Origin of the sequence: Paenibacillus sp. 1182 (assembly GCF_017833915.1) — a bacterium.
Taxonomy (GTDB): Bacteria; Bacillota; Bacilli; order Paenibacillales; family Paenibacillaceae; genus Paenibacillus; species Paenibacillus polymyxa_D.
Genome location: NZ_JAFICR010000011.1, coordinates 1 through 12,824, shown reverse-complemented (window position 1 = coordinate 12,824; position 12,824 = coordinate 1). Strand labels below are relative to the sequence as shown.

Annotated in this window: 12 protein-coding genes; 2 read left to right on the top strand and 10 right to left on the bottom strand. The window is 41.2% G+C overall.

Annotated elements, in window-relative coordinates:
- The first annotated feature begins 61 nt into the window (after window positions 1–61).
- On the top strand, window positions 62–292 hold the full coding sequence (locus tag JOD82_RS20725) for a hypothetical protein (RefSeq protein ID WP_161626990.1): 231 nt from the start codon (window positions 62–64) through the stop codon (window positions 290–292).
- Between the two features lie 333 nt (window positions 293–625).
- On the opposite strand, the gene JOD82_RS29335 is transcribed toward JOD82_RS20725, so the two are convergent.
- Window positions 626–988: a TnsA endonuclease N-terminal domain-containing protein gene (locus JOD82_RS29335; protein WP_230585215.1), complete on the bottom strand. Its 363-nt coding sequence runs from the start codon at window positions 986–988 to the stop codon at window positions 626–628.
- 631 nt (window positions 989–1,619) lie between these two features.
- On the opposite strand from JOD82_RS29335, the gene JOD82_RS20715 reads away from it, so the two are divergent.
- A complete protein-coding gene (locus JOD82_RS20715) occupies window positions 1,620–1,898 on the top strand; it encodes a helix-turn-helix domain-containing protein (RefSeq protein ID WP_069012438.1) in 279 nt (92 codons plus the stop codon).
- On the opposite strand, the gene JOD82_RS29800 is transcribed toward JOD82_RS20715, so the two are convergent.
- The 9 genes from JOD82_RS29800 to JOD82_RS20670 all read right to left on the bottom strand — a co-directional run bounded on the left by JOD82_RS29800 (window position 1,834) and on the right by JOD82_RS20670 (window position 12,591).
- Window positions 1,834–1,986 (bottom strand): helix-turn-helix transcriptional regulator, encoded by a 153-nt coding sequence (locus tag JOD82_RS29800; protein WP_397376030.1) that lies wholly within the window; start codon window positions 1,984–1,986, stop codon window positions 1,834–1,836. The two genes, JOD82_RS20715 and JOD82_RS29800, sit on opposite strands and share 65 nt — an antisense overlap.
- A gap of 1,155 nt (window positions 1,987–3,141) precedes the next feature.
- Window positions 3,142–3,978 carry a hypothetical protein gene (locus JOD82_RS20705; protein WP_069012439.1) on the bottom strand — a complete coding sequence of 279 codons (837 nt, stop codon included), beginning with the start codon at window positions 3,976–3,978 and terminating at the stop codon, window positions 3,142–3,144.
- A 100-nt stretch (window positions 3,979–4,078) separates the two neighbouring features.
- Window positions 4,079–7,129: a phage baseplate assembly protein V gene (locus JOD82_RS20700; RefSeq protein ID WP_069012440.1), complete on the bottom strand. Its 3,051-nt coding sequence runs from the start codon at window positions 7,127–7,129 to the stop codon at window positions 4,079–4,081.
- An 11-nt stretch (window positions 7,130–7,140) separates the two neighbouring features.
- Window positions 7,141–7,575: a DUF4280 domain-containing protein gene (locus JOD82_RS20695; protein WP_069012441.1), complete on the bottom strand. Its 435-nt coding sequence runs from the start codon at window positions 7,573–7,575 to the stop codon at window positions 7,141–7,143.
- A 29-nt stretch (window positions 7,576–7,604) separates the two neighbouring features.
- Window positions 7,605–9,029 (bottom strand): phage baseplate assembly protein V, encoded by a 1,425-nt coding sequence (locus JOD82_RS20690; protein ID WP_069012442.1) that lies wholly within the window; start codon window positions 9,027–9,029, stop codon window positions 7,605–7,607.
- Window positions 9,026–9,685 (bottom strand): hypothetical protein, encoded by a 660-nt coding sequence (locus JOD82_RS20685; RefSeq protein WP_069012443.1) that lies wholly within the window; start codon window positions 9,683–9,685, stop codon window positions 9,026–9,028. Before JOD82_RS20685 ends, JOD82_RS20690 begins: the two co-directional genes overlap by 4 nt.
- Before the next feature lie 22 nt (window positions 9,686–9,707).
- Window positions 9,708–10,232: a hypothetical protein gene (locus JOD82_RS20680; protein WP_256026119.1), complete on the bottom strand. Its 525-nt coding sequence runs from the start codon at window positions 10,230–10,232 to the stop codon at window positions 9,708–9,710.
- Window positions 10,233–10,286: 54 nt separating this feature from the next.
- Window positions 10,287–11,426: a pentapeptide repeat-containing protein gene (locus JOD82_RS20675; protein WP_069012445.1), complete on the bottom strand. Its 1,140-nt coding sequence runs from the start codon at window positions 11,424–11,426 to the stop codon at window positions 10,287–10,289.
- 922 nt (window positions 11,427–12,348) lie between these two features.
- Window positions 12,349–12,591 carry a hypothetical protein gene (locus tag JOD82_RS20670; protein WP_176715757.1) on the bottom strand — a complete coding sequence of 81 codons (243 nt, stop codon included), beginning with the start codon at window positions 12,589–12,591 and terminating at the stop codon, window positions 12,349–12,351.
- Window positions 12,592–12,824: the final 233 nt, after the last annotated feature.

The following is a 12,824-nucleotide window of genomic DNA, read 5'->3' as shown; positions in this document are numbered from 1 at the left end:
TTTCCTGACGATTAGATGTGACGATGGTGCTGCATGAGGCTCAAAGAATGCTCCGTATGGCATGAACGGGACAGCCCTTGGATTGGCGGTGAATTCCAGCTTTTCAAAAATGCTCACGCGCTTCATCTTCCATCGGAATTGGGATAAGGTTGGCTTCATCCTTTCTGGACCTTCTGACGTCATGGAGCAACATATTCTCGACTGTCATTTTCCACAATTGTCGGTCTCCGCATGCCAGCTTGCTGGGTTGCCAGTGGACTGGTCTCTCGCGGCACAGCTTGGACAGGTATAAAAACCATCCAATTCTATTTTCTATCATAATTGGAAGGTTGACCTAGGTAGAATTATATCAAAATTTCCAATAATGTATAGTAAAACTTTAGTTAAATTGGGTCTTCCCAACATAAAGTGTTAATATTTTGCCTAAAAAGAGCGAATGGAGAAGAAACACTGGGAATGGCTTGCCATCAATCGGGGAATTCGACGCGTGTCGACACTGAGGCGGGGTGCCGGCCAATTTGGGAGATCTTCCCTGTATACATTCTCTGCTGGTGCTCCGAATCCTTGCGCTTGCGTCTATTTTCTAAAATAATCATGGATTGTAGAGTAGGCTGTATTAGATGAGTCATATCCAGTACCCACTTGGTAAACCAAATAATTCATCTTGTTCTCTTGTAACTTTCGCAAATGGTTTTTCACTTTGTTGAATAGCATAATAGAGATTATCTTCGAGACTATTTATATGGTGATTTGACAACTTATCGTTGTTTTTAGCATTATGAAGCCATTCGACATTCCTGAATAAATTGTAGTTTATCTGCCTTTCCGTAATAAGTGCCCACTCTATCTTTTGGTCTTTAAAGAACTCTTTTTCAATCTGTAATTTCTCTACAACTCGTTTTGTCAACTTGTTAGAAGGTTTGATAGAATGTGCAATAAATTTTATACTTTTTTCTTGTTTTACTGTAAGTAACATATCTGTAGTCATAATGATGGGAAGCTTATTCTTGGGGTCAGTTGGATGTTTAACTTTTATGCAATATAGAGGGTTTTATCTAGGGGTAATAAAGGAAATTGTTCGCGAATATCAATCACTTGCTCTGACCACTTCCATTTGGCAATGATGTGCCAATTCAAAGTGTTCAGACAGATAATGGTGAAGTCGACCACTTTTCCAACCAAGAATTCGAGTAACTATCCCTATTGAAGGTACATCATGTACCGTCAACCAAGGTTTATATTCCGAAAAGTGGCCTTGACCTCTTCCTTCTTTGATTTTCCGTTGAATAGATGCTATAGAGTTACTTGATCGAATTTTGCTCATTATTCACCTTCTTTTTAGAACTACTAAATCAGAGTAAAGTTCAGTTATCTTTTTCTACTCCTAAGATATATTTTAGTTTTACTTCAAAATACAAATGTAGAATATAACAACTCACAGCTTTATACAATAGCAAAGTAATATTTTTTAGCTATATTTTACTTCGTAGCCTATTCATAGGCTACTCGTAGGGTACAGTAGGGTATGAATAAGCTATAATATGGGCTATAAGTAAGTATAATTAGTAAGCAGATGGGTCGGGTAAAAGCTATTTGATTTTCTCAATAGAGATGAATTCATGAATACTTTGGAACAGCGATGTAAAAATTCGAGACTACTCCATGAATGGATACAAAAGGAAATTTCTAATAAAATCGGGGTAACTAAACAGGTTGTTTCTAATTGGGAGCGAAACGTAGCACGGCCTAAAATTAATCATTTAATATCTTTAGCAAAGGTTTTTGACGTTACAACTGATTATTTACTTTGTATTGCTAATCGAATGACGTTCCCTACTGTGTGGGCTCAATTGATACAGGTGTATCTCCAAAGATTAACCATTCTATATGGGAATTGAAGCTTTCCTTAATTGCTATAATTAAATCAAGAGAGGGTCTATATTTATCTTGCTCCAGCTCACTCAACGTTCCTTGAGAAATTCCAATTATACTTGCAAACTTTATTTAATTTAAGTTGTTTGTTTTTCTAATAGTTCGAATTCGTTGGCCTATTGTAGACATAATTGCCCTCCTAAGCTAAAAAGATCCCGATATATCATCGGGATCTTTCTTGATGTTTGTAAAATGACCAGTTCCAGACTTTTTTTACTGGTTCCACACTTTTTTATCACCAGACAATTAATGTCGGGTGATAAAAAAGTACGGAACCAATTTTGTTGGTTTTATTGGGTTTGCCGCGGCACGTGATAAACACGAGAAATAAAAAGTCTGGAACCACCACAAATTACCATGAAAAGAAAGTTGGAAACCGACTCCCAAATGCGGTCTTCCGCTTAGTTTATTCCATAATCCGCTGGTTCGCTTACATCATTATAAAGTTTAAACCCACAAACTGTCTTACCCAATTTAAGTAATGCTCTCCCTTATTAAGTTGTGAGGAGAAGAATATTTTATATCGTGATAAAGAAAAGGAGTGTCGTTTCTGCATCAAAACAAGTTTTTTTGATTATTTTGATATCGTGTAATTGGCATTATTAAATCTTCTTCATAAATTTGTTGTAGAAGATTGCCGACTGGTTTTTGATATGCTTGACGAAATTAGCAAGCTCGTCCATATTTTCAGAATCATATTCAAGCACATCCTCCCGCCGTATAAGGACTATGTCGTATCTAAAGGAGATGCTTCATTGATTCACCCTGCCTACCGCTGCGGCGGTAGGTTCTTGCTGCTCTTCACTTCCATCATAAGATATATGCTTCCTGTTCATCGTAGCCGAAGCGGGTGAGGGAATTAGTGTAGCAATAAACAAGCAACTACGAAACCTCTCAAGAGATATCATACAGAACGACAAACGCCCGATGTGTTAGCCCAAACTTTTGAATGCAGTCTTTTACAGGATGATATAAACGATTTCTCCTTTCGAGATATTTCCCCTTATATGGTAGACACTCTATAGGTAGGAATCACACACAGAAGCATAGGGCGATTATTTAATTTTGAATATGTCCATCGGAATAATATATCAATTCAATCTTAGCAGGAGTAAGAATAATCGAATTTGCTTGGCTTCGTTATCTAACGCCTGCTTAATCCAAGGAACATATCATCAAGTGGTTAGGTAGAACTCTTTACGTAATTTTCTACACTGGCAAAGTAAAAATTACCTCAAGTGGATCTTTACCTTCGAAAAAATCTTCATACAATTTTCTAACTTCCATCGAATCTAATTCTTTTTCCTGCTTATTGATTAACCTATCCAACTCTTCTAAAATACTTACTTCCTTTGATGACAGCACCTTTGACTTAATAAGCGTGTCTTTCATATTGGGAAGTAACCCTCTTGGCCAGCAATCCTCATACACACCTCTGTATGAATCGTATAAGAATGTGATCTGACTTATTCCCGCATATTTCCGAACGTGTGGATGCACTAATAATAAAAATTGAGCGATAATTCCAGAACGCTGGATTAAATAATAAGCCTCTTGTACTTCCTTCATCAAGTAAGATTTGGCTTCTACAGAATTAGCAAGAAAATTGATGTACATTTTTGAGAGTACGTTTATTAAGTGTTCTTTCTCTAAATTCTCTTCCAACTTCTTAATTATTTCTTTTTCACTAATTCCCGCTTGTATAAACCCTATTAAACAAGCTGACATTCCTTTCACATTAACAGCTTTTTCAGCTACACATAACATATATTTATCAAAGATTTCCTTAAGGTAGTTTTCACTAAATGTGTAAATGTCTAAACATTCAATGATTGTTTCTATTACTGAAGCTTGATCATACTTATCTTCTATACGCGGGAGAAGGTCTATCAAATGTTCAACAAATTCTTCTCCGTAATATTCTAGCAAGCTAGGATTATATTTTACTTTTTCTAGTAGAGCAAAAAACGTTTGATATTCTTTTGTATCATTATTTTGTGTTAGATATTTGAATAGCTCATTAATATATTTAACTTTCTCGTCCACTAGACTTTCTCCCTTTCTATTGTTAGTGTTACTTAATTTAACTTTTTACACGACTTTATATCAGATTAATGGCAATAAAAGCAATTCTACCATAGAAAGCCTAGTGCCATTGTACTACATGCCACTCAATCCCTTTAGGAGTTTGCTTATAAATAATTCGCATTACACCATTGTTTCCATGTTCATCTCGTATATATACAGAATTCCACCCTGCGTAATTCTGCCCATTACGCCTATTATCAAGAACATGATCGTTTAATGCCTCTAAACGCGCTTTAGCGCTTTTGTCACCCCGAGCTTGCGCTGAAATATCATCAAGAATTTGATTAGCTAAATTTCTCTCATGTTTAGTTAAATGACGACTTTCTGTTTTTCCTGATATACCGCCTCTTACTGGAATTTTTTGATTTAAGGAATCTCTTGGATTTAGTATATTTGCATGTTCAATTCCTAATAATTTCTCAGGTGGTATAGATTCTGGCCCCTCAGAGAGATGATCATCCTTCTTATGCGATCCTCCTGGTGAAGCACCGTCATCTTTGGAATGTTTCTTTCCTTCCTTTCCTTTCTTTCCTTTCCTTCCAACTACAAACGCAAATGCTGCTTCTACTAACAGATGGGCATTTTCTTGTTTGGAGCTATTTTTTGCTTTTTCATAAACAGCCTCTGGTTGCGTTATGACTTTAACAATTTTATCTGCTACGTCTTGTTTTCCTTTAAAGTTATCGACTACCATTTGGCTAATATCTAGATTAGGAAAGTTACGTATTCGCTCCCATGTTGCCTCTAGATATTCATGAGAGGAGTTTTTGATTTCACTCAACACAATCCGCTCAGTCTTATCCAGATCTTTCATAAAAGGACTTTCCCTAAACGGCCCATACTCTTTTCTATAATCGTCAATTGAATTCAGAAAATCAATCAAATATTTTTTCTGTTCCGTCGTGTATCCTTTCATATCGTCCCGATACTTGGAACTCATCAAAGCTCTGTCACTATATCGAAAATGGTTGTCTGTCTGCCGCTGATGCTCCATTAATGCAATTATATCTGTGGAGAGATCCTGATTATTATAATAAGCATCCAGCGCATCCTCAAACTGTTGATCCACATTTCTTTGATACCAGCGTTCCCGTATATCAGAAGGAATATCACTATAGGCTTGGACGGAAGCCTGATTGACTCCTTTTACATAGTTGATGAAATCCGATATGGATTGTACTCCTCCATATCCTCTGGCACTCGTCCACACCTTGCCCAGGAAATCCATCATCGCATGTTGTTCACGCGCCCTCTGTTCCTCCGCATGCGCCTGTAAGGTTTGGGCAGCAACCTTGGCGGTCTTCCCCAACACCACTCCCCAACCATGGGAAGGTACACTGGCGATCATGGACAAGCCTGCTGCCGCATATTTAACTATGGATGACGGTCCGGAGGAAGCGACCTCGGAACGAATCGAAGCTATTTTTTGACTTGCTGCTTTTGGAATGGCTCCCAAGACAGGAATAGACCCAGCCACATCACATACTTTCTGGGCTAGTCCCAATACACCATCCAGTAGACTGGCCTTCGGTGAGCTGGGAGTGTTTACGGCTGACTTAACGGCTCCCTCATCTTTCGATGTAGCGCCTGAATTGGAGCTTCCTCCTGTACTGCTGCTTGCTGTACTTTTCGCCGCCTGCGCCTCTGCATAGGCTTTTACAGACATTAATGGCGGTTCCCAGACCGGAGCCAGTTCGGCTACAAAAACCGGTTTTTTAACCGTCCCTTCCAGTTGAACTTTAGCGGATCGGATATCCGTTTCACCGTCCAGCATCAAACTGCTGCTGCCTGCTTTGAAATAGATGGCCTCGGCAGCTTGAATATTTAGTTCCCCATCTGCATGCAATGAAAGTGTATTGCCCGCCGACAATGACAATTCATGCTCACTGACGACCTGAACACCCGATGCATTCAATTGAATGTAAACCTGCTCCGACTTGGCCGTCATCTTCAACTCACTGGCACTTAGCTTGATATCCTTGTCATGAGGTGTCCCCCAATACTTGGTGGCTGGGTCAGCGAGCTTTGGCGAGTTTCTCCCTTGTCGTATGGAGCTTGCCGCATATCCATCCGCCTCCTGCTCTGTAGGGAACCGGACGGATACCCTATCTCCTCGTTCCGGCATGACGTACAAACCGCTATTCCCTTCGGCTGTATAACTGCTAGCATATGGAAACCACCATGCCGTTTCCCGATCCTGCTTTTCATCCACTGTAAGATGAACACGTATTCGGCCTGACTGGACCTCTAATACATGCCCTTCCAGTGAGGCTCCGGTGAGGTTCGAGTACAAAATCTCTGTTTGCTGAATCCCCTGTTCGTGAACCAGTTCATACTCGTGTAGCAGTACTCCTTTTTGCAATTCAGAAGTGACTTCCGCTACCATCCATTGCTCGCCATTCCAATCCGTCAGATCCCCGGGCCGGGCAAGCTTTTCACTCTGCAGCAAGTAGCTAAATTTTGTTTTGCTGTTGGGATCAAAACTGCGCCGAGTACGGTAAACGGGATGCTTCATTTCAACGTATTGTCCCTCCGGCATACCCAACCAGAATTTGGGCCCGTTTAGTGAAATTTCCGGGACCAGCATAGCTCCAAATCGGGAAGCGACCCGTTTGAGAAAGGCCCAATCCGTCTCCTGATACTGTAAAGTAAATGCATGCAGGGTAGCACCATTTGTTACGTTATCAATAACATCGGCCTGGCTGTACTTCTGTATGATTTGCTTGATCAAATTTCCGTAGGGCATTAAAGTATCCTGATAAGAACGAGTTACAGGTGTGATATCCAACTGAATTGTATGAGATACGGCTTCAAGCTCCACATAATAGATGCCACGCACCATCCGTGTTTCTGCATGGACCAGTAAACCATGGAACAAAATGCGTTCAGGCTGATCATTTTCTGTTTTGGTACGGATAATGACCGGTTCGTTATCCTGATCCTGTTCTATGTAATGATCTCTCTGTTCCTCATCTATCCATCCACTGATCTTTAACCGGACGTGGTCATTTAGTTTTCGTTCGATACGCAGTTCGTTTATCGTTTGAAGAGGATATGGACCTGTACATTCCAGTTCCTTATACGTTAACATCGTTTGTATGTGATCCAACTTGTACCTCCTTACTCCAGCGTCTGGCCATCGTCTGTAATCCGAATCATTCCCCCGTATAGGCACGCATTCGAACATTGGTCCAGCAAGGCCGGTTCTCCTTCCACAAGCACATCGCTTTTGCCCCCGATCCAGGGTCCGGTGATCACCGGAACACAGTTCGCTTTTTTGACCCCATAAATATCGACCATGTCACTGCTTTTGACCGCTGGATTGGCTGGGCAGGAGCAACGGCCAAAATTGCTGATATTGGTGCCGGGCAAGTAATCTCCAACATTCATTTGGGCTTTCTCCTTCACATATACGCCGTGACTGAACGGTCGTTTGAGCCGTGTCGGCTGCGTACCAAAGCTGCAGCTCAAGATGGCCCCGGCAACTACGTAGCCCTGCTTGCTTCCCCGTCCAGCCTGAATAGTTCCCTCTTCCGAATGAGATTTTTTTGCCATTCTTCTCTTCCCCTTCCCCATGTCCTTTCTTAGTTTGTTTTCACTTCGCTACCCAGAACATTGGTTATTCCACCCAACGATACGGTACTGCCTTTGCTCGTCATTTGAATTTCATCCCCGGCCGTGATTTTCACTTTACTGCCGGAATGAAGGGAGATATTCCCTCCTGCTGAAAATTGAATCTGTTTATCGCTTACAATGTGAATTCCATTTTTCTCATTTAACTGGATATACATCGTCCCCTCTTTACTGGTGATGATAATTTCATCAGGGGTTAATTTGATTTCCTTGCCGTGCGCGGTACGAAACAATTTGATGTCAGGATGTGCAAGAGCGTGTTGCCCCGCACTCCGATTCTTTTCGCGCAAAGATGTACTTGCCATGCCCTCTTCTTCTCGATGGGTAGGGAAATAGAGCAGAACGGTATCCCCGAGCTCAGGCATTACGTACCATCCGCTATGTCCTTCTGCAGTATAAGGAGAAACATAGGTAAACCAGTGGGCCTTTGTAGGGTCCTGCGCAGCATCGATATGTAAATGTAGTTTGATACGATCTCGCTCTACCTGAATGACTTTACCAGGTAAAGACAGACCGATAAGCTGCTCGTTTAACACCTCTTGGTGTCTCAATCCCTTGTGGGAAGTCAGGGTATACACGTGCTGCATCATTCCTTTTTGCATATGAGTGTCTACCTTGTACACATACAGATTTTTACCCTTAAAGGTAACGGTGCTGCCGAGCTCTAATACCTGCTCCGCCTCAACCCGGTAATCAATAAAATCATGCTCGTTTACATGTGCTGTATCATTGCCGTTAAAATAACGATAATCTCCAACTCGCTTGCTGACGGTATAATGATAATTGGTTAAGTCCAGTCCAGACTGGGTTTCCTCGACTCCAAAATAGCACTTTGGCACATCAAATACCGACGCAGGTGTGAGTGAAGTATGGTAACGCGAAGCGATCCGCTTGAGGAACTCCCAATCGGTTTCACGATATTGGACTGCTATACGGCCTAAAGCCGCTCCCCCTGTAGCGGAATCAATGATATCAAAACCGGGATAATCTGCTCCTACAGCCCGCAGCAATTCCTCAACCTTCATATTTTTGTCCTGAAACGACCTGTTCTTTTTATGAATATCCAGTTTATACGTGTGTGATATCGCCTCAACCTCCAGGTAATACACATCTCTGACCACTTTGACTTCCATATGGAGCACCGTTCCGTTAAATAGCGGTGTTGGAGTGCCTGCTTCATCTAGTTGCGACACACAAACCGGGGAATCGGCTTCGATCAACTGGACATAGCTGTCCTGTAATTCTTCAGGTAAAATAGCGGTAAAAGAGAGCCGGGTGTGCTCATTCAGCCGCTTGGTCATATGGAGTTCCTGAATGCTAACCAATTCAAATGGTGTAATTTGCAACCGATCATATGTAATGTGGGTTAATGTCATAAGAGTTGATTTTCCTTTCGCTCAGACTCTATTTTCAACGTTAGCAGCATACTGCGGGCTATTGGCTGCCAGGTTGCCATCTCTTCATCCGTACAGTTAAAAGTACACATTAGCGCACGTCCTTCCAGCACCGTAAAGAAGGATAAATTATATACACGTGCGTTCCATACTGGTGTCATAAATTCGCAGTATCCAATCCGACACTCTTCGTTCTCCAGCACTTCATGGCCAAACCATTCAGTCAACTTCTGGGTTTGCTTTACCACCTGAGCCATCTCATCCGTAAAGTACTCCAACTCTTCGGTTTGTAATGGACTCTCGGTATGCTTGAAGGTTAAGTTAATCGTGCCTGTGTTATTGGTAAAAATAAAATCCGGACGATGATGAGAAGGATATTTTAATCGTTGCTCGTGCATGGGCATATCCCGAAAGCTATTTGGCATCGTAATACAAATGCGTTCATCCAACAAATGTCGCTGAGCAAAGACCAGTCTTTCTCCGCCAATTTGCATAAGTGTTTGTAGCGGCTGTCCAAACGGCTCCTTCCCGTGAGCGTGATTCAACCCTTCATGCTCAATTAAAGATTGATCATTTTCGATATTTTCTACAGCTACTGTGTGTAGCATCGAGACTATTTTCTGATCCAGATGTTCCATACATTATCCACTCCCATCTTTATTACTGCATGACGACTTCCTGAAAGGTGATGCCACTTGTCCCCCTCCGCAGCAGACTTTCCGCCAAGGTCAGATTGACCAACGTGCAGGTTTCACGCAACCCTTGAACTTGCAATAGGGATTTCCCCTCGGTACGTTTTCGATCTACGACTAGCTTCATCAATGTTCCTCCAGGATGAAATTGACTTTGCTCACCCAAACAATCCACTAACGGGGGTTGAGTCATCCAATACAACTTTTGCTGCGAACGTTCCATATCCCGAAGCAAAGCCATGCGGCTAAACAAGCCCGGCACAAAGACCTGTAACAATTTATGCACAGCATCAGATACCATCATCCTGGAACCCATTAGAATATCAGGGTAAATTGTATAATCGTGACCATTAACCTTAAACTGTGCAGCATAAGATAGAGGCCAATTCGTCCAGCCATTTAGGTCCATCATCTCTGCATTTGCCTCTTCATCCCACACGGGTACAGCAGCATTCAACATCCGATCATCCTGCTGACAAAGGAAATACTCCACTATGCCACGCTCCCTCCATTCCCTTTCCGTTTGTCCCACATTGTGTTATCCAAATTAAGTTAGACTCTGAACGGCTGGATGCATACCTAAACTAAACCGGCTTCCATCCAGCACCGCTCCTTTGAAGCAGGCTCCCTCAAACGCTGCACCCATAAAGTCAGCCCCCTGCAATATGGCCCCGGTGAAATCTGCATCCTTCAAGTAGGCTCCCTGAAATTGAGCTCCTGTAAGATCCGCTCCTGCAAAACTTACGGGTTGAAAACCGGGTCTTTCCCATCGTTTAGACTGGTAAATTCCAGGTACAGCTATTGCATCCCGGAAAGATGCTCCCTTTAAGTTGGCTTGTTCAAAACGGGCTTCCTGAATCAAACAACCGCTAAAATCCGCTTCTTGTAAACAGGCTTTATTCCAACGGGAACCGATCAGATTTCCTCCTGTAAAAACACTATTGTTAAAAGAACTTTCACTCAAATCGGCATATTGCAGACGTATTCCCTCATAATCTCCTCGAGATCCGTCAATTCCCCGAAAAACTTCATGTATGTAGTCATATGGCTTCTTTTCCTCAAGCCAATCTTTCGTCACCGTCGAATCTTTGACACGCACATCCCGTTTATAAACGACTTCACTTTGGTCCCAATATTCTCCGACTCTCAGCTCGAACACATCTTCCAACTGTATTTCATGAGCAAACTGTATTTCATCCAACCATTCTTCTGTGATACTAAAACGCGCCAAAGCAATGATATATTGGTGAATATGTATTGCCGCGCGCAATTTCATCCTTTGAATATCATCCAAGCCGATTCTTCCACCATATTTCTTAGCATGCTTACTTAATTCCGTCTCCCACTCGTCCAAATAGCGAAAGGCCCATTCTGCATCATAAGTATTTCGGCAAGGATGGCGATCCATAAACCACGTCTTGTCCATGGCCTCCACCAAATAGGTCGCCCTTCCGTTTGCTAATTCGGTACGAAGCATGGAGTAAGATATATATCCCAACGCCTGCTTGGTACCTTCTCGCTGCATCTGCTTGACTTTCCCGAGTAGTTGCTCCAGTGAATTACGAAATGTCTTCACCAAAGCATGCTTACGATTTTGAAAAGAGGCTTCCAACGTAAATAACATTTGATGCTTTAACGGTTCGTGGACCTCATTTGCAAAATGTTGAAGAATTTCCTCACGATTCACGTTCCATCTCCTTTCTGGTTGCTGCATTTATATACTACCGTACATATTAAAATAGCTGGTTATCTTAAACCGAAATCTAATATAAATGATATGTGAAATCATAATTTTCAAGGGTATATTTAACAATAAAACATCCTTATGTATGTATCGGACAGATTAGTGATTTTGTTTACAGAAAGAACCATAATAAGTGTTATTTTCAATGTAAACAATAAAGACTTGCTATACAACTAATCTATCAAATCGTATATCTTAGGAGAGTGAGTAAATATAATTAATTCCCCCCATCTTTCCTCGTTTCATATGATGTTTACAAATCATAGTGAACCTTTAAGACTTAATAATCTCATTTCTATACTCTACTCAATAAAAAGCAAAAACCTGCTCAGAGAGCAGGATGAGCAGGTAGAGCAACGGGAGTCAAACCTCTTCCAAGAGGCAAAGAAACAGATTCTGCGGGTGTAGTGACAGGCTTCCCTTTCCCTGTCACTGAATAACTTCGAGTCTCCAGCTAGCCGCACTAGGAATCCCCCTTTGGAGACAGACGTTTGAGAATGACGTCTCTTTTGTTCATTTTATTGAATTAGCTCCGACACTTGATAAACACGAGAAAAAAAGTCTGGAACCACCAAAAATCGCCATACAAAGAAAGTTGGAAACTACTCCATTAGTGGATTTCACCAGTTAACTCAATAAGGTATAGATCAACGTTTGAATAGTACTTCTATCTGTATCCTATAATGGTTACTTCAAAATAATTCCATTTGTAACGCCTGATCTTGCGCGTCGTGCTTTTTGTCAATTGACCGTTATTACAATAGGGATTTGTACTCCAAAGTAAGAGAGCTCGTTTGTGACTTGTATGTACCAAAATTAAAATGAGTATTTCTAAGACATATCATTAAGGAGCTCTCGTGAAAGATTAGTACCGAACAATCTTCAGTTTTATAAAATCAATAATTTTATCTCTATCTTCCTTAGTAAGTTCTCGAAACAAAGAAATAAGTTCTAATTCCTGAGCTTCAATGGCTAAATTAAAAATAGCGTTTTTTGATACAGGCGTATCTCCAAAGATTAACCACTCTATATGGGAATTGAAGTTTTCTTTAATTGCTATAATTATATCAAGAGAGGGTCTGTATTTATCTTGCTCCAGCTCACTCAACGTTCTTTGAGAAATGCCAATTATATTTGCAAACTTTATTTGATTTAAGTTGTTGTTTTTCTAATAGTTCGAATTCGTTGGCCTATTGTAGACATAATTGCCCTCCTAAGCTAAAAAGATCCCGATATATCATCGGGATCTTCAGGCTGTCGAGAAAGTCTCGACAGCCTATTTTATGTTAATTTTGTTTAAGACGACACCGCGTTAATGTTGTATAATATAGGTAACTATTG